This window comes from Acetobacter farinalis, from assembly GCF_011516935.1.
In the GTDB taxonomy this organism is placed as follows: Bacteria; Pseudomonadota; Alphaproteobacteria; order Acetobacterales; family Acetobacteraceae; genus Acetobacter; species Acetobacter farinalis.
Window position 1 is genome coordinate 181,794 of record NZ_WOTF01000002.1, and the last position, 16,310, is coordinate 198,103.

Genomic DNA, 16,310 nt, shown 5'->3' on the forward strand with positions numbered 1-16,310 from the left:
AAAATGGTGTTCTCTGTCTGTGTCCTGCTGCGTCTGCTTTGCGTTTTCTGCAAGGCTGCGCGGTTTGTTTGCACACGATCAGTCATCAGATTGCCGTATGCGTACGGTATGATCTTCTCATAACAACGGGAAACGTCGTTCGTATGTCAGGAATGACATGTAAGGGGCGGCTCAGGATTTTTTATGGACTCCTGACAAACGGCTTTCCATGTCTTTGTCAGGAACAGATACGGGCCGGATATGATGGCTGACGTCAGTCTCATTCCCAGAGGCTCCGGCCACAATAAAAGAGGGCAGTCGATGGCACGCACTTCATGGCATTACCGGCGTCTGGCAGCGTGTCTGCTGCTTTCCTGTGCGCTGTCTGCCCCAGCTCTGGCGCATCCGGGCGGCGGTTTTGGCGGCGGCGGCTTTCATGGAGGCTTCGGTGGCGGGTTCCACGGCGGTTTTCATGGTGGCTACGGTGGTGGATTTCATGGCGGTTGGGGGGGCAGGCCCGGCGGCTTTTATCATGGTGGCTGGTACCACGGTGGGTGGGGCGGTCCTCGCTGGGGTGGCCGGTATTGGGGTGGGCCGCGGTGGGGCGGCTGGGGCTATCCCGGGTACAGGTGGGGTTACCCCGGCTATGGCTGGGGCTACGGCGTATGGGGCAGCCCTTACTGGGGTGGTGGCTGGGGGTGGGGCGCACCTTTTGCGTTCGGTTCGGTGCTGGGGCTGGCTGTAGGCGCGGCTGTCGCCTCGGAGAGTTATCAGGCTCCGGACTCCGTTTACGCCCCTCCGTCCTACTACGCACAGCCTGTGGAACCGCTTGTGGCGCAAGGGGGGACGCCTTCCGCTTACCCGGAACCACAGGACCCCGCGTCTTATGGGGAGGAGGCTCCTCAGGCTCCGGAACAGAAGTCTGACGTGGTGCATTGCAGCCCGGGGCGGTTCTTTAACGTCCGCACAGAAAGCTGCGATGTGCGGTGAGTAACGCCGCCTTGTGTTTGTAAAAAAGGCAGGTATGGCGTGACGGTTCCCCGAGCCGTTTCGGAGGAGAGGCCACAGCAGACAGTTCCGCTTTCATTCCGGGGTCAATCTGGTTACGGTATCAGACTGAAAAAATTATCTGTCTGAGAGGTTTGCTGTGGCAGTGTCTGGATATCCCGGAGTGGTGTGGCGGGATAAAAAAATCTGTGCTGTTCGCACAAAACGCGTGGCGGGGCTTGTGGTCTCGCTTCTGGCGTCCTGCGCTTTTTCTGCCGCACAGGCGGCCGAGCCTGACCCGCTCCAGATTTTCGCACCCCTGAATTTGCCACAGCCGATAAATGCCTATCATTCGGGGAGCGGCGCTCCGGGGCCGATGGCATGGAAAAATCGTGCGGATTACGACATCCATGTGCAGATTGCCCCCGCCACACAGACCCTGTCTGGCACGGAAACGCTGACATATACCAACAATAGCCCGGACAGCCTTTCCAGCCTCTGGGTCCAGCTTGACCAGAATATCTACAGGTCGGAGTCTCGTGCGGCCTATTCGTCTCCGCAACGCGTTCAGGGCCATACAGAGGGTATGGTGATTGAGGGCGTGGTCCTGAGCGAGGGCGGGAAAGAAACCCCGGTGACACCCCGTGTTTCAGATACCCGCATGCAGGTGCCTCTGGCGCAGCCGCTGCAGGGGAAAGGCGGGCATCTCACCCTGAAAATTTCCTGGCACTATACCATTCCCGGTGAGTGGGGCGGCCGCACCGCTTTCAGTCGGAATGCGGAGGGCGAGGTGTATGAAATCGCCCAGTTCTACCCGCGTATGGCTGTGTATGATGCGGAGCGCGGCTGGGATACCGCCCCGTATCTGGGGCAGGAATTCTATCTGGATTATGGGGATTTCACATACAGCGTGACTGTGCCCAAAGGCTTTCTGGTCGCGGGGAGTGGTGAACTGGCCAACCCGGAGGCCGTGCTGAGCGCGCAGGAAAGGGGCAGGCTGGCACAGGCGGCAAATAGTGAAACCCGGGTGCTGATCCGCACGCAGGAGGACGTTCAGACCATCCTTCATCACCCCACGACTGAAACACAAACCTGGCAGTTTCATATGGCCAATACGCGGGATGTTGCCTTTGTGGCCTCTCCCGCGCTGCTCTGGGATGCCGCGCGGCTGGATTCACCGCCGTTGGAAGGAGGGGCCGATGCCAAAAATTCGGCTCCGCGTCTGGCCATGTCTGTCTACCCGGCGGAAGCGGCTGGCCCTGCAAAATGGGACCGTTCCACAGAGTATGTGAAACACGCCATCGAATATTTCTCGGGCAAATGGTTCCCGTATCCCTGGCCGAACGCGGTGAATGTCGGGGGGCACGGGGCGGCTATGGAATATCCGGGCATTGTGTTTGACGGCAGGAAAGATGCCGGAGCAGAGCTGTTCTGGGTCACAACGCATGAACTTGGTCATGGCTGGTTTCCCATGATTGTAGGTTCCAACGAACGGCGCAATGCGTTCATGGATGAAGGCTTCAATACCTTCATAGATGTCTATGCATCAGACCATTTCAATCACGGGGAATTCGCTCCCAAGCGTGATGTGGAATTTGCGCCGCAAACAGGAAACCCGGCTGATGATATCATGCCTGTCCTGAAAGATCCGGCCGCACCGGTGCTCATGACTCCGGCGGATCTGATTTCTGAAAAATACCGGCACGGCGTGACCTATTTCAAGGGGGCCTATGGGCTGAAACTGCTGCGTGAGCAGATACTGGGGCCAGACCGGTTTGACCATGCCTTCCGGCATTACATCGCACTTTGGGCCTTTCGCCACCCGACGCCCTCCGATTTCTTCCGTGTGATGGAGAGTGAGGCGGGGGAGGATCTCTCATGGTTCTGGCGGGGCTGGTATTTTAATAACTGGGCGCCGGACTACGCCCTGAACGCTGTGTCCTATGTGAACGGAAAGCCGGAGCAGGGCGCGCTGGTTCAGGTGGAAAACAAGGGCTGGTTGCCACTCCCTGTGGTGCTGGCCATCACATGGGTGGACGGAAGTTCAACCCGCCTCACCATCCCCACGGAAACCTGGTATCTGCACACCACGACTACACTGCAGATTCCGGGCAAACAGGCCATTAAATCTGCCGTGCTGGACCCGGATCATGTGATTCCCGAGCTGGACCGTTCAAATAACAGCCTGCCTGTGAAGGCAGGCTCAGGGGCTCCGGGGGGCACCCCTGTGCGGCATGAGGTGCATAAAGCAGGGGCACCGTAAGTCAGTTCAGGCCTTGGAAGGGAGAGGTGCCCCTTCCAGGGTCAGAAGCCAGAGTTTGTCTTCCACGCCACCATCACCGGAATAGCCCCCCAGGCCATTCCGGGAAACAATGCGGTGGCAGGGAATGAGAATGGGAATAGGGTTCCTGCCCACAGCCTGCCCGATAGAGCGCGGGCTGCCACCCACTTCCTCCGCCAGAGCCTGATAGGTTTTAACCTCTCCTGCCGGTATGGCGCACAAGGCCTGCCACACACGTTTCTGGTAGTCCGTGCCAAACGGCTCAAGCGGAAACGGGAAGGGGCCTGCGGCTTTCGGGTCATCAAACCATGAGTCCAGCCAGTCCCGTGCGGCGCACAGCATGGGGGTTTCTGTCTGGTCACGCCCCCAGCCCCAGTCGAGCGAGATGATCTTGCCGTCTTCTTCCGTCAGGGTCAGGGGGCCAATGGGGGCGTGGAGGGAGAGTTGCGGCATGATCCTTGTCCATACGGTCTGGTGTAATAAGGCAAGCAGTATGCGCAGGCTCCCCAAAGCTTGTCATGTGAAGAAAGGCGCGGCTGCTTTTTAGCCTACGCCTGCGCGGCAATCTGTTTTAGAAAGCCCTGTTCCCGCTCTGATGGCTCTGGGCATGGCTAAAGGCTGCCATGCTATAACGGTGCATAAATCAGGCGGTTTCCAGACCAGAGAGACCCGGAGTTTCAGAGGCGTAGCGTCTGGGGGGATGATGCAGGAAGGAAAGAGCGCCGTGGCGTATCAGGGTGAAGAGACGATTTTTGCATTGTCCACAGGGCTGGGCCGTGCGGCCATTGCTGTGATGCGGGTGAGTGGTGCGGGGAGTGAAGCCCTGCTGCACCGGTTGATCGGTCCTCTTCCCGGCCCGCGCCGTGCGGCGTTGCGGCGTGTGTGGCAGGATGCCGCAACGCAGGAAAATCTGCTGGATGAAGCGCTGGTTCTCTGGTTTCCCGGCCCACACAGCTACACGGGGGAAGATGGGTTTGAACTCCATCTGCATGCTGGCCCCGCCGTGATCAAGGCTGTTGCGGAGGCTCTGGTGGAAGGCGGCGCGCGCCCGGCGGAAGCCGGGGAGTTTACGCGCCGCGCCTTCATGAACGGCCGGATGGATCTGGTTGAGGCAGAAGGGATTGCCGATCTGGTGGAGGCGGAAACCGAAAGCCAGCGCAAACTCGCTCTTGCGCAGACAGACGGTGCCTTGAGCCGCCTGTATCAGGACTGGGCAGAGCGGCTGAAGCGGGTTCTGGCGCATCAGGAAGCGCTGATTGACTTCCCGGATGAAGACCTCCCCCCGGAGGTTGAGCAGCAGCTTCTGGAAGATATTCACAGCCTGATAGCGGCCATGCAGGCCCATATTCAGGAGGGAGATCGGGGGGAGCGTATTCGCCGGGGGGTGGTGTTTGCCATTACGGGGCCACCCAATGCGGGGAAGTCCAGCCTTTTAAACTGGCTGGCAGACCGTGATGCCGCTATTGTTTCCCCCATAGCGGGCACAACGCGGGACGCCATAGAAGTTACAGGCAGTCTGGCTGGTGTGCGTGTGACGTTTGTTGATACGGCAGGCCTGCGCGAGACGGAGGATGCCATTGAGGCTGAAGGCGTAAAGCGGGCATTGTTTCACGTGAAACAGGCCGATTGTGTTTTGCAGATGTTTGCGGCTGGGGATCTGCCTCAGACGGTTTTTCCCGCCAGCGTGCTGATAGGGAACAAGCTGGATATCGGGCCTGTGCCGGAGGGCGTTCTGGGGCACCCGGTTATGGCCATCAGCCTCGAAACAGGACAGGGGCTGGAGCAGTTGAAAGCCGTGCTGGAGCAGAAGGTGGAAGCGCTGACAGCATCGGCCTCATCCGGCGCTCCGTTATTGACACGTGCGCGGCACAAGGCTGGCGTGAAGGAGGCCTGTGCATGTCTGGAGGCGGCCTTGCAGCAGGACTGGCCGGAAATGCGTGGGGAAGAATTGCGGCTTGCTATGCGGGCTTTGGGGCGGCTGACAGGGCATGTCGGGGTTGAAGACCTGCTGGATGCCGTGTTTGGCCAGTTTTGTATTGGAAAGTAAGGTAAGGGTAAGGCGGCAGGCTATGGACCGTTCGTATGATGTGATTGTGGTGGGGGGTGGCCATGCCGGGTGTGAGGCCGCTGCCGCTGCCGCCCGGTGTGGTGCCCGCACAGTGCTGTTGACGCACCGGAAAGACACGATCGGGGCAATGTCCTGCAATCCTGCGATTGGCGGGATTGGGAAAGGGCATCTGGTGCGCGAAATTGATGCGCTGGATGGGCTGATGGGCCGCGCGGCGGATCGGGCCGGGATTCACTTCAAGCTGCTGAACCGCTCCAAGGGCCCCGCGGTACAGGGGCCTCGGGCACAGGCGGACCGGTTTTTATACAAACAGGCGATCCAGGCGCTGCTGGCGGAAACACCGAACCTGATCTGTGCGGAAGGGGCCGTGGTAGATCTGGTGTGTTCGGATTCAGGCGAGGTACTGGGCCTGCGCTGTGAGGACGGCACGGAATGGTTTGCAAAAGCCGTTGTCCTGACAACAGGAACCTTTCTGGATGGTGTCATACATATTGGCCATGAAAGTCAACCTGCCGGGCGCGTGGGGGAGCAGCCTGCGGTCGCACTCGCCAAACGGTTGAAAAATCTGAATCTGGATATGGGGAGATTGAAAACAGGCACTCCCCCACGCCTGCTGAGAGAAAGCATCAACTGGGCCATTCTGGAGGAAGACAAGGGGGACGCAACGCCGGAACCCTTCAGCCGTCTGACCACGGGGATAACAAACCCGCAAATGGTCTGTGGCATTACCGCGACAAATGAAAAAACACATGCTCTGATAAGAGAGTCTCTGCATCTGTCTGCTGTTTATGGCGGGGCTATTTCAGGGCGCGGGCCGCGATACTGCCCGTCTATTGAAGACAAGGTCGTGCGGTTTGCTGAAAAAACCAGCCATCAGATTTTTCTGGAGCCGGAAGCACTGCCAGAGCATGAGGGCGGTCATCTGGTTTACCCCAACGGAATTTCCACCAGCCTTCCTGCCGATGTGCAGGACGCCATGATCCGCACCATGCCCGGTCTGGAAAATGCTGTTATCGTGCAGCCGGGCTATGCCGTGGAATATGATTATGTGGACCCGCGTGAACTGACAGCCTCTCTGGAACTGAAAAAATGCCCGGGCCTGTTTCTTGCCGGTCAGATCAACGGCACCACGGGGTATGAGGAGGCCGGGGCGCAGGGGCTTCTGGCTGGCGTGAACGCGGCCCGTAAAGCGGCAGGGAAGGCCCCTGTCAGCCTTGATCGCGGGAAAGCCTATATTGGTGTGATGGTGGATGATCTCACGACTCAAGGCGTCAGTGAGCCCTACAGAATGTTTACCTCCCGCGCGGAATATCGCCTGACATTGCGGGCCGACAATGCCGACATGCGCCTGACTGAACTGGGCATTGAATGGGGATGCGTGGGGGCTGAGCGGCAGGACGTTTTTCGAAAAGACTGTGAAGACATCAAGGCTATTACCGAACGCGCCGAGCAGGAAAGCTGGCCCCCACAAGCTCTGGCCGAAGCCGGGCTGAAAGTCGCGCAGGATGGGCGGCGCAGAACGCTGCTGGAAATTCTGGGCTATGGCGTGGAGGAAAGCGTGCTCGGGGCGCTGGCCCCGTGGTATCTGAACACGCCCGAACGCGCCCGCCATTACGTGACAACGCAAGCCCGCTATAAGGGGTATCTTGTCAGGCAGCAGCGCGAAATTCGTCAGCTTGAAGCTGAAGCGGAAATACGGTTTCCCAAAAATCTGGATTTTAATGGCATTGGAGGCCTCAGCTCTGAAATGAAGGAGCGGTTTGAGCGCGCAAAACCAGAAAATTTTGGGGCAGCGCAAAGAATTCCCGGTGTGACCCCTTCGGCTTTGATGGCCGTTCTGGCGCATGTCAAACAGCGGGCTTCTGTCCGATGAGAAGCCTGCCGGAAAGCCTGCATGTTTCACGTGAAACACAGGAGCGGCTGGAGGCATTTGTCGCCCTGCTGGAAAAATGGAACCCGCGCATCAATCTGGTTTCTTCACGGGATATGGCCAGCGTGTGGGAACGCCATGTTCTGGATAGCCTCCAGCTTGCCCCGCTGGTGGCAGGGCATGAGCGCTTTATTGATATGGGGTCGGGCGGGGGCTTTCCCGGCGTGATTGTTGCGGTGGCATCGGGTGTGCCGGGCGTGCTGATTGAGTCAGACCAGCGGAAGGCGGCCTTCCTGCGGGAAGCCGCACGCGCCACACAGGCACCGCTGACGGTGCTGGCAGAGCGGATTGAACAGGTGGAAACAAAACCCGCACCCGTTGTAACGGCGCGTGCTCTGGCCTCTTTGAACAAACTGCTGGAATGGACTGCCCCGCTGCTGGCGGAAGGCGGGAAAGCCTTTTTCCTCAAAGGGCAGCAGGCGGATGAAGAGTTGACCGAGGCCCGACGCTACTGGCACATGGATGTGCGTATCCACCGCAGTATAACCAGCCATGATGGTGTGATTCTTGAAGTGAGCAATCTTGACCGTGTCTAAGCCCAAAAAAAAATCAGGACCGTGCCGTATTCTGGCTGTTGCAAACCAGAAGGGCGGGGTTGGTAAAACAACCACGGCCATCAACGTTGCCGCCGCTCTGGCTGAAGAGGGTGCGCGTGTGGTGCTGCTTGATATGGACCCGCAGGGGAATGCCTCAACCGGCCTTGGCGTAGGGTATGATGCCAGACAGGGCGGGGCCTATGCCCTGCTGATGCACGAAAAACCCGCAACAGAGCTGCTCCAGCCCACCGAAATTGAAGGCCTGTCTGTTATCGCTGCCAATACCGAGCTGGTAGGGGCCGAAATTGAACTGGTGGATGCCGAAGAGCGCGAAACACGCCTGCGGGATGCTCTGGCGGTTCTGGCAGAGAGTTCGGATTATATCATTATCGATTGCCCGCCGAGCCTTGGGCTTCTAACCCTGAATGCTCTGGTTGCGGCTGATGGTGTGCTTGCTCCGTTGCAGTGTGAATTTTTTGCGCTGGAAGGGTTGGGGCATCTGGTGCGGACGATTGAACGGGTCAGGGCAAAACTGAATCCATCCCTTAAAATCACAGGGATTGTGCTGACCATGTATGACAGGCGGAATAACCTGTCTGAGCTTGTTGCTGCGGATGCCCGAAGCTTTTTTGGGGATGATGTGCTTGAAACCATCATTTCCAGAAATATCCGCATTTCTGAAGCACAGAGCCACGGTCAGCCCGTAATGGTGTATGACCCACGGGCCAGTGGCGCCGCGTCTTACCGGGCTTTGGCGGCGGAAATCAAGAGGAGAACATCCTAGGCATGTCCCAGCGTAAATCTGCCGCCCGCCCGAAACTGGGGCGGGGTCTCGCCGCCCTGTTAGGGGATGTCGCTCCCGCCGCTTCGGCTGTTCCCGTAGTGTCGCCATCCGGCTCAGGGCAGCCTGCGGGCGCAGGGAGTGTGCCAACTCCTGCCGCAAGCACGTTACCGGTGGATGTTCTGGTTCCCGGTCCGTTTCAGCCCCGGCAGGAGATGGAACCCGGCGCGCTGGAAGAACTGGCGGAGTCCATCCGTGCACGCGGGATACTGCAGCCTATTCTGGTAAGGCCCGATCCGGGGAAAAAAGGGCAATATCAGATTATTGCCGGGGAGCGGCGCTGGCGGGCTGCCCAGCTTGCCCAGTGCCATACGGTGCCGGTGCATGTGCGGGATCTGGATGAGGTTGATGCCATGGCCGCCGCCCTGGTGGAAAACCTTCAGCGTGCGGACCTGAATCCTATAGAAGAGGCTGACGGGTTCAGCCGTTTGATGGAAAATTACAGCCTGACGCAGGATGAACTGGCCAAAGCCATTGGCAAGTCTCGCCCGCATGTGGCGAACACCATGCGCCTGCTACGGCTGCCAGAAAGCGTCAGGAAGGCGGTGCGGGCAGGGGTGCTGTCTGCCGGGCATGCCCGGGCCCTTCTGACGCATCCAGACCCCGTTTCTGCGGCAAAAGAGGTGATTGAGAAGGGGCTTTCCGTAAGGCAGACGGAAAGCCTTGTGCAGAAAGCGCTGGACGCCAAGGGCAAGGCACCGCCGGCAGCACAGGTTAAAAAGACTCAGGACCCGGAAATCGAGGCTCTGGAGCGCGATCTGGGCTCCAGACTGGGCCTGAAAGTTCAGGTGCATTTTGATGGGCGGAAAGGTGGATCCTTGCAGATTCACTATAAAAGCCTCGATCAACTGGATGATGTGCTGGCCCGCCTGAAAAGCTGAATTTTCTGGCTTGTGTTAAGAGAAAGTGGGTGATAGAAAGCACCCACTTCAGTTTCAGAACTGTAAGGGCGCATAGCTCAGTTGGTAGAGCAGCTGACTCTTAATCAGCGGGTCCAAGGTTCGAGTCCTTGTGCGCCCACCAATCTTTCCAAAGATTCAGGTGGTTTTCAGGCTTCTCGGGGTTCAGTGCCTCGCGGGCTTCCAACTTTCATGAAACACGCCGTAAATCCTTGATTGGTCGGTGTTCTGTTCTCCGAAGAGATCTCAAAATTTCCGTGAAAGAGTCGGTGGCGATTAAACAGGCCGCTATAGTCTGATGCAGGGATACAGGCTTCGGAAGATATCTCCGTACTCTCTGGGCATGTTCTGTCACGTTGTCATCTTCCAAATCTGATGCTCAAAAGGACTTCCCTCAGGGGGGACAGAAACGACCACGCCGAAAGGGGCTGGACTGACAGGCCCGGATAAATTCATCATCAGACCCTCTCGTTCTGGCGGCAGATATTTTGCATGTTCAGATCAATAAAAATGTCTGAGGATTGAAGACATACGTGAGGAGAGCATGGTTTCTCAGGGTGATCTTTTCAAACAGGATGACAAGAAGGATCTGAGTTTTGTCCCATCAGACGTGTGGGAGAGGCTTTCGCATTCAAAATTTCGTAGAAAATTTCACCTGAATTCCTCGGATCGTCAGTATCTTCAGGAAAAAGGGCTTCCCGTCATTCTTGAGCACGGCGCAGACTTTATTGCAAAACGTCTTGCCCCGGCTCAGCCTGTTCGGGATGGCAGGCAAACACCGTGGAAAGGGCATCCGGTGTTTGTCGCGCAACATGCAACGGCAACATGCTGCCGTTCCTGCCTTGAAAAATGGCATCATTTTCCAAAAGGCCAGAGTCTGACGTCCGCACAGCAGACTTATGTTCTCTCTGTTCTTGCCGGATGGCTGGAGAAAGAGATGTCTTTTTCGGAAACAGGTGAGTGTAACGCTGGTTTTGAACCTAGTAGCGAAAAGGAAGATATCAAAAAGAAAGATGTCAAAAAGGCATAGTATTCAGGCATCGGAATTGAAAAACGAGCTTGATTCCGAGGGATCTTTTAAAAATTCTGGCCTGATGTGCATGCGGCGTGCCGTGCCAGAAGAGGGATCAGGCCAGAATTTCAGGGCCTGATCCTCAAAAAAACGCTGTCAATCTGAAGAGTATCAAAAACTACTGGTTCGCAGACATCAGGACGTCCTGACGTAATCGGTACGGCTGTTCCCGGATATCAAGAGGTTCTCGGGGGTGTAATAGGCCGATCCATAAGGAGGGCCGTCACGGCAGTTTTGAAGGGCGTGAAGGCATCGGCAACGCGCAGCCCGGCCTCGCGCAGATAGCGGAATGGAGCGCCGTCATGTGTGTAAAGCGTTGCAATCCCGTTGGTGCCCGCAAACAGGGGAGCAGTGATCATCCGGTGCTGCCGTTCAAACCGGCGCAGAGCGGAAGTCTCCCCCGCATCGCCTTTTTCTGAAAAGGCCTTGGCAACTTCTGTTGCCAGCGTTTCCTGCCCACGCAGACCGAGGTTGAAGCCGTGGGCGGTAATGGGGTGCATCCCTACGGCGGCATCTCCCACCAGCGCCAGACGCCGCGCGGTAAAGCGGTGGGCATACACACCCTTCAGCGGATAGGCATGACGGGTGCTGACAAGGCGCATCTGCCCCAGCCGGTTGCCAATGCGCTGCATGATCTCCTGATTGAAGGCATCCTGCGGCAGGTCCAGCAGGCGCTGGATGTCTTCGGGGGGGAGGGTCAGCACCAGAGAAGAGGCCATCCCGTTTACAGGCAGGAGAGCGACTGTCTGGCCTTCATCAAACCACTGGGTTGCAACGTTATGGTGCGGGGAGTCATGCGCCATGCGGCAGACCAGCATGGTGCGTTTGAAATCGTGAATAATCGCGCCAATCCCGGCCCGGCGCCGTGTGGGGGAAAAGCGTCCATCTGCCCCCACCACAAGCTGGGCCTCAAGCTGGCCATGTGTGTGGTGCACAACCGCCCGATCCGGATTCTGCCGGACGGTTTCGACGGCGGCCGAGTCCAGAAGCGTGATGCGTGGTCGCTCTGCGGCCTTGGCAAACAGGGCGCGCCGGATATGATTGTTGGAAACCAGCCAGCCCAGAGCATCCACACCGCGCCCGTTTGTATCAAACCGGAGCGGATGCGGAAATTTCCCGGTTTCAACACGAGCTTCCCGAAGCGGGCAGATCGCGGTTTCCGGAATATAGTCCCACGCACCATTCTGTTGCAGTGTGTGCACCGCATGGTGGGTCAGGGCAATTTCCCGCCCGTCAAAACCGGGTTCTGCCCAGACCGCACGCGGAGCGCGCTCCAGCACCGTAACAGACAGCCCCGCTTTTTCCAGAGAAAGCGCTGTGGCCAGACCAACAGGCCCGCCCCCGATAAGAGCAACATCTGTCTGTATGGGTGCGGTCATGTGCTTAGCTCCTGTCTGCGGCGAAGGTCACGGGCTTGCCGGTCCATGAGGCGGTAAAATCGGCCGGGTCGGGGCGCTTGGGGGCGGGAAGGTCACCTTCCGGTGTGCCAATAAACAGGAAGCCCGCCAGCCTGTGTGGCGCGGGGAAGCCAATTTCCTCAGCCAGAACCGGGTCTTCCGTGATATCCCCGGAGACCCATATTCCCCCAAAGCCTGTTGCATGCAGGGCATTCAACACGTTCATGGCCGCTGCGCCCACAGCTATTTCCTGTTCCCAAAGAGGGATTTTGTGGTTCGGGAGCAGGTGCATGCCCAACCCCAGAACAAGAGGCATGGTGGAAAAGCGTTTCCGGCGTTTTTCAATCTTGAATTCCGGTGCGTTCGCATCCAGCCGCAGCATGCTGGCAATAACCCGCTCGGCAAGGGCGGGGCGGGCTTCACCCCGGAAAACCACATAGCGCCAGGGGCGAAGTTTCCCATGGTCTGGTGCGCGCATGGCCGCGGCCAGAATTTCAGAAAGCTGCGCCTCAGACGGCGCAGGCTCCGCCAGAAGGTCTGTAGAGGCGCGAGTCAGAAGCATGTCCATGGGCGTCATGATCAAAGTCCTGTTTCAGGAAGCGAAAACATTCATGCTGTTCAGACAGGGAAGGGCGGCAAGGGCTGGCCACCAAGAAGATGCAGATGGAAATGCGGCACTTCCTGCCCGCTGTTTTCACCAGCATTGGTGATCACGCGGTAACCGCTTTCCTCCAGCCCCAGGTCCGAGGCAATCAGGCTCGCGGCCTTCATGACACCGGCAATCTCTGCCTCTGAAGCTGTTTTTGTGAAATCAATAAAGGAGACATAAGGATTTTTAGGGATCACAAGGACATGCACGGCCGCTTTGGGGGCGATGTCCTGAAAGGCGAGAACCCATTCATTTTCGAAAACCTTTTTGCAGGGAATATCTCCACGCAGGATTTTTGCGAAAATGTTTTCCGGGTTGTAAGCCCCTGTTCCTTTGACAGCCATGATGTAGTCCTTATTTCGGAAGCGTTTCCTTGGGGCGGGATGCTTTTTCGGCAATGCCACTGGTGCCTTCACGGCGGCGCAGTTCGGCCCATATTTCATCCGGCGTTACACCAGCATCCACCCACAGGACGATAAGGTGATATAGCACATCAGCGCTTTCCCCCACCAGAAGGTCTTTGCGGCCGGCAACGGCTTCAATCACGCACTCTACTGCTTCTTCCCCGAATTTCTGGGCAATTTTATACGTGCCACGAGAGAGAAGGCGGGAGGAATGGCTCAGGCTGGGGTCTGTGCCTTTGCGGCTCAGAACAACGTCATACAGCCGGTCCAGAACCGTCTCATCCGCAGAGTGGGAGAGGGCATCAATCGGAAGCTCTCTGGATTTCACGGCTTTTTTTGTGATGGCCTTTTTCGCAACAGCCTCTTTTTTTGCACGGCTTTTAGGTGCGGCCTTCGCGGCTGCCTTGGCGGGGGTCTTGGGTGTGGGTTTTGCGCTGGCTTTCTTGGTCATGTGCGTGACTTTGCCTGAAAAGGTGAAGGGGTGGGGCGTACGGGCAAACCGGCTTCGGCCAGCGCGGATTTGACCTGAGAGACAGTAAACTGGCCGAAATGGAAAACGCTGGCCGCCAGAAGTCCTGTGGCTCCAGCTTCAGCACCTTCCACAAAGTGTTTCAGTTCTCCCACGCCGCCAGAGGCGACAATCGGGAGCCTGACCGCCTGTGTCGCGGCTTTCAGCAAAGACAGATCAAAGCCCGAGCGTGTGCCGTCACGGTCCATGGAGGTCAGCAGGATTTCTCCTGCCCCACGCTCCGCGACTTCCTGGCACCAGTCAATCACGTCCCGCCCGGTCGGGGTGCGGCCGCCGTGGGTATAGACTTCCCATTTGCCCGTGGAGCTCTGGCGGGCATCCACCCCTACAACCACGCACTGGCTCCCGAATTTCCGGGCCGCTTCGTTAATCAGCTCCGGGCGGGAAACGGCAGCGGAATTCATGGCGCATTTATCCGCACCCGCCAGCAGCAGGCGGCGCATGTCATCCGTTGTGCGGACCCCGCCCCCCACCGTCAGCGGCAGGAAAATCCGCTCCGCCGTGCGGCTGACAACATCCAGAATGGTGTCACGGTTTTCATGGCTTGCGGTGATGTCCAGAAATGTCAGCTCATCCGCCCCGGCGGCATCATACAGGGCCGCCTGTTCCACCGGATCTCCGGCATCGCGCAGTTCAACAAAGTTCACGCCCTTTACAACGCGACCATTCTTGACATCCAGACAGGGGATGACGCGAAGCTTAAGCATCAGGCAAGCACCTTCAGCGCCTCGGCAGGGGAGACGCGGCCATCATACAGGGCGCGGCCGACAATAACGCCTTCAATCCCCGGTGTGTCGTCCGCTGCTTTCCGCAGGGCGGCAAGATGCTCCAGATTGCCAACCCCGCCACTGGCAATCACGGGGATGGAAACCGTGTTGGCAAGGGTGACGGTCTGCTCGATATCCAGCCCGTCCAGCATGCCATCACGGCTGATTTCCGTGAAGATAATGGCGGCCACTCCGGCTTCCTGCATCCGCAGGGCCAGTTCCGTGGCCTGCATGTCAGACACTTCGGCCCAGCCTTCTGTGGCCACATGGCCGGAGCGGGCGTCAATCCCGGCCACAATCCGGCCCGGGAAGGCCCGGCAGGCTTCCTTGACCAGAGCAGGGTTCTTGACCGCGACAGAGCCGAGGATAACCCGCGTGACGCCTGCTTCCAGCCAGAAGGAAATGGCTTTCATATCCCGCAGGCCGCCCCCAAGCTGCATGGGGACGGTGGTGGCTTTCAGAATGGCCTGCACAGCGGGCACATTGGCGGACTGGCCTGCAAATGCACCGTTCAGATCCACCGCGTGCAGCCATTTGAACCCGGCCTCACACCAGGCGCGGGCCTGTGCCGCGGGATCATCTGAATAAATGGTTGCGTCATCCATTTCCCCCCGGCGCAGGCGGACACAGGCTCCGTCCTTCAGGTCAATGGCCGGATAGAGTGTGAGCGGGCGGGAGGAGGAGGGGGAAGATGCTGGCATGTCCGGTGTTTCAACCTGAGGGGAGGAGGAAGGCTCCAGAGGAGGGGCGGAGCGCACGGTATCAAGAAGTTTGGTGAAGAACAGCCCGCCTACGGTCTGGTCACCCATTCGCGCAAAGTGCGGGTGTGTGCCCCAGTGCTGGAACCCGGCTTTCTGAAACAGGGAAATTGCGGGTGTCTGCGTTTCTGCCACATCCATGTTCATCACACGGAAACCCATACTGCGGGCCGCGTTTTCCACTTCATGCAGCAGGGCTGTGCCCAAGCCCTGATTGCGGGCATAGGGTGCCACGAACAGGTGCATCAGGGTCACGCACATGGCCTGACATTCATTATTGCGCGGGGCGCGCACAAGCTGCGCACAGCCCACGATTTCGCCCTTCAGGCGCACCGCGAACAGCATGCGTTCGGGCACCAGAAGCAGGCCCTTGAAGTAGCGCTCAAGAACCTGCCGCCCCTGCGGCTGAATCCAGCCAAACCCGCCGCCACCCAGAATGGCGGCATCCGCAGCCTCACACAGGGCCTGAAGATCATCCTCCGTCAGGGAGAGAATGCGCTGGACGGCTTTGCTTTTAGGCGTGGACATGGCAGGGCGTTTCCGGTGTCCAGGCAAGAAAGTTTGCGAGAATGCGCAGGCCAACGGTCTGGCTTTTCTCAACGTGAAACTGCGTGCCGGCCACATTGCCGTTGCAGACCATGGCAGGAACAGGCCCGCCGTAGTCTGTTGTGGCCAGCAGTGTTTCCGGCCTGGTGTTCCGCAGCGCGTAGGAATGCACGAAATACCCGTGCGGGGCGGTGCCCAGCCCTTCCGTGAGCGGGTGGGGGCGGGTGAAATTCAGCTCGTTCCAGCCCATTTGCGGCATGCGCAGGCCCGGGGCCTCCATGGGGGCAATCTCGCCGGAAATCCAGCCGAGCCCTTCCGTGGTGCCATGCTCAAGCCCGCGTTCGGCCATGAGCTGCATACCCACACAGATGCCCAGAAACGGTGTGCCTGCGCGGGTTGCGTCCAGAAGGGCGTCTTTCAGGCCGGGGGTGGCGCTCAGGCCGCGAGCGCAGTCTGCAAAGGCGCCTTGCCCGGGCAGGATAATCCGGTCTGCCGCCCTGACAGCGTCCGGGCGGTTTGTAATCGTGACATGCGCCGGAATGCCGGAAAGTTCCGCGGCGCGTGCCGCGGCGCGTGCGGCTGAGGCCAGATTGCCGCCTTCGTAATCAATAACGGCGATGGAGAGAGACTTGGTCATGGGACCTCGCACTTCTGGTTCGTATCAGGA

Annotated in this window: 16 protein-coding genes and 1 tRNA gene; 9 read left to right on the top strand and 8 right to left on the bottom strand. The window is 58.7% G+C overall.

The features are described 5' to 3' along the window. The first annotated feature begins 300 nt into the window (after window positions 1-300). Window positions 301-969 carry a hypothetical protein gene (locus tag GOB82_RS04295; RefSeq protein ID WP_166120132.1) on the top strand — a complete coding sequence of 223 codons (669 nt, stop codon included), beginning with the start codon at window positions 301-303 and terminating at the stop codon, window positions 967-969. 238 nt (window positions 970-1,207) lie between these two features. Continuing rightward, window positions 1,208-3,229, top strand: a complete 2,022-nt coding sequence (locus GOB82_RS04300; RefSeq protein WP_377792268.1) for a M1 family metallopeptidase — start codon at window positions 1,208-1,210, stop codon at window positions 3,227-3,229. Between the two features lie 6 nt (window positions 3,230-3,235). Here the strand turns inward: GOB82_RS04300 and GOB82_RS04305 are convergent, their stop codons facing one another. Further along, the gene (locus tag GOB82_RS04305) at window positions 3,236-3,700 is read right to left on the bottom strand and encodes a methylated-DNA--[protein]-cysteine S-methyltransferase (protein WP_166120135.1); all 465 of its coding nucleotides are present in this window, start codon (window positions 3,698-3,700) and stop codon (window positions 3,236-3,238) included. Between the two features lie 250 nt (window positions 3,701-3,950). On the opposite strand from GOB82_RS04305, the gene mnmE reads away from it, so the two are divergent. The 7 genes from mnmE (at window position 3,951) to GOB82_RS04340 (ending at window position 10,551) form a co-directional block, all read left to right on the top strand. After that, window positions 3,951-5,294, top strand: a complete 1,344-nt coding sequence (gene mnmE / locus GOB82_RS04310) for a tRNA uridine-5-carboxymethylaminomethyl(34) synthesis GTPase MnmE (protein WP_166120432.1) — start codon at window positions 3,951-3,953, stop codon at window positions 5,292-5,294. A 22-nt stretch (window positions 5,295-5,316) separates the two neighbouring features. Beyond that, the gene (gene mnmG, locus GOB82_RS04315; RefSeq protein ID WP_166120138.1) at window positions 5,317-7,188 is read left to right on the top strand and encodes a tRNA uridine-5-carboxymethylaminomethyl(34) synthesis enzyme MnmG; all 1,872 of its coding nucleotides are present in this window, start codon (window positions 5,317-5,319) and stop codon (window positions 7,186-7,188) included. Next, window positions 7,185-7,781, top strand: coding sequence for a 16S rRNA (guanine(527)-N(7))-methyltransferase RsmG (gene rsmG / locus GOB82_RS04320; RefSeq protein WP_166120140.1), 597 nt, complete (start codon window positions 7,185-7,187; stop codon window positions 7,779-7,781). The genes mnmG and rsmG overlap by 4 nt, the downstream gene beginning before the upstream one ends. Further along, complete coding sequence (locus GOB82_RS04325; RefSeq protein ID WP_166120143.1) at window positions 7,774-8,565, top strand: AAA family ATPase; 792 nt, start codon at window positions 7,774-7,776, stop codon at window positions 8,563-8,565. Before rsmG ends, GOB82_RS04325 begins: the two co-directional genes overlap by 8 nt. Next, entirely contained in the window at window positions 8,559-9,503 is a 945-nt protein-coding gene (locus GOB82_RS04330) for a ParB/RepB/Spo0J family partition protein (protein WP_265794304.1), read from the top strand. The genes GOB82_RS04325 and GOB82_RS04330 overlap by 7 nt, the downstream gene beginning before the upstream one ends. 66 nt (window positions 9,504-9,569) lie before the next feature. Then, window positions 9,570-9,645: transfer RNA gene (locus GOB82_RS04335), tRNA-Lys, on the top strand. 420 nt (window positions 9,646-10,065) lie between these two features. Next, window positions 10,066-10,551 carry a DUF4186 domain-containing protein gene (locus GOB82_RS04340; protein WP_166120149.1) on the top strand — a complete coding sequence of 162 codons (486 nt, stop codon included), beginning with the start codon at window positions 10,066-10,068 and terminating at the stop codon, window positions 10,549-10,551. A 218-nt stretch (window positions 10,552-10,769) separates the two neighbouring features. Here the strand turns inward: GOB82_RS04340 and ubiM are convergent, their stop codons facing one another. The 7 genes from ubiM to hisH are packed head-to-tail and all read right to left on the bottom strand — an operon-like array spanning window position 10,770 to window position 16,280. Then, entirely contained in the window at window positions 10,770-11,972 is a 1,203-nt protein-coding gene (gene ubiM, locus GOB82_RS04345; protein ID WP_166120151.1) for a 5-demethoxyubiquinol-8 5-hydroxylase UbiM, read from the bottom strand. A gap of 4 nt (window positions 11,973-11,976) precedes the next feature. Further along, the gene (locus tag GOB82_RS04350) at window positions 11,977-12,567 is read right to left on the bottom strand and encodes a nitroreductase family protein (protein WP_166120154.1); all 591 of its coding nucleotides are present in this window, start codon (window positions 12,565-12,567) and stop codon (window positions 11,977-11,979) included. A gap of 41 nt (window positions 12,568-12,608) precedes the next feature. Next, entirely contained in the window at window positions 12,609-12,983 is a 375-nt protein-coding gene (locus tag GOB82_RS04355; protein WP_166120157.1) for a histidine triad nucleotide-binding protein, read from the bottom strand. 10 nt (window positions 12,984-12,993) lie between these two features. Next, complete coding sequence (locus tag GOB82_RS04360; RefSeq protein ID WP_166120159.1) at window positions 12,994-13,494, bottom strand: phosphoribosyl-ATP diphosphatase; 501 nt, start codon at window positions 13,492-13,494, stop codon at window positions 12,994-12,996. Further along, window positions 13,491-14,279 (bottom strand): imidazole glycerol phosphate synthase subunit HisF, encoded by a 789-nt coding sequence (gene hisF / locus GOB82_RS04365; protein ID WP_166120162.1) that lies wholly within the window; start codon window positions 14,277-14,279, stop codon window positions 13,491-13,493. Before hisF ends, GOB82_RS04360 begins: the two co-directional genes overlap by 4 nt. Next, window positions 14,279-15,625 (bottom strand): 1-(5-phosphoribosyl)-5-[(5-phosphoribosylamino)methylideneamino]imidazole-4-carboxamide isomerase, encoded by a 1,347-nt coding sequence (gene hisA, locus GOB82_RS04370; RefSeq protein ID WP_166120165.1) that lies wholly within the window; start codon window positions 15,623-15,625, stop codon window positions 14,279-14,281. The genes hisF and hisA overlap by 1 nt, the downstream gene beginning before the upstream one ends. Continuing rightward, complete coding sequence (gene hisH, locus GOB82_RS04375; protein WP_166120168.1) at window positions 15,612-16,280, bottom strand: imidazole glycerol phosphate synthase subunit HisH; 669 nt, start codon at window positions 16,278-16,280, stop codon at window positions 15,612-15,614. Before hisH ends, hisA begins: the two co-directional genes overlap by 14 nt. Window positions 16,281-16,310 lie beyond the last annotated feature (30 nt).

Excerpts from the sequence above, each read along its gene's own strand:
- GOB82_RS04295 (WP_166120132.1), top strand. The coding sequence starts at position 301 with ATGGCACGCACTTCATGGCATTACCGGCGTCTGGCAGCGTGTCTGCTG.
- GOB82_RS04305 (WP_166120135.1), bottom strand. The coding sequence starts at position 3,700 with ATGCCGCAACTCTCCCTCCACGCCCCCATTGGCCCCCTGACCCTGACG.
- mnmE (WP_166120432.1), top strand. The coding sequence starts at position 3,951 with ATGCAGGAAGGAAAGAGCGCCGTGGCGTATCAGGGTGAAGAGACGATT.
- mnmG (WP_166120138.1), top strand. The coding sequence starts at position 5,317 with ATGGACCGTTCGTATGATGTGATTGTGGTGGGGGGTGGCCATGCCGGG.
- rsmG (WP_166120140.1), top strand. The coding sequence starts at position 7,185 with ATGAGAAGCCTGCCGGAAAGCCTGCATGTTTCACGTGAAACACAGGAG.
- GOB82_RS04340 (WP_166120149.1), top strand. The coding sequence starts at position 10,066 with ATGGTTTCTCAGGGTGATCTTTTCAAACAGGATGACAAGAAGGATCTG.
- ubiM (WP_166120151.1), bottom strand. The coding sequence starts at position 11,972 with ATGACCGCACCCATACAGACAGATGTTGCTCTTATCGGGGGCGGGCCT.
- GOB82_RS04350 (WP_166120154.1), bottom strand. The coding sequence starts at position 12,567 with ATGACGCCCATGGACATGCTTCTGACTCGCGCCTCTACAGACCTTCTG.
- GOB82_RS04355 (WP_166120157.1), bottom strand. The coding sequence starts at position 12,983 with ATGGCTGTCAAAGGAACAGGGGCTTACAACCCGGAAAACATTTTCGCA.
- GOB82_RS04360 (WP_166120159.1), bottom strand. The coding sequence starts at position 13,494 with ATGACCAAGAAAGCCAGCGCAAAACCCACACCCAAGACCCCCGCCAAG.
- hisF (WP_166120162.1), bottom strand. The coding sequence starts at position 14,279 with ATGCTTAAGCTTCGCGTCATCCCCTGTCTGGATGTCAAGAATGGTCGC.
- hisA (WP_166120165.1), bottom strand. The coding sequence starts at position 15,625 with ATGTCCACGCCTAAAAGCAAAGCCGTCCAGCGCATTCTCTCCCTGACG.
- hisH (WP_166120168.1), bottom strand. The coding sequence starts at position 16,280 with ATGACCAAGTCTCTCTCCATCGCCGTTATTGATTACGAAGGCGGCAAT.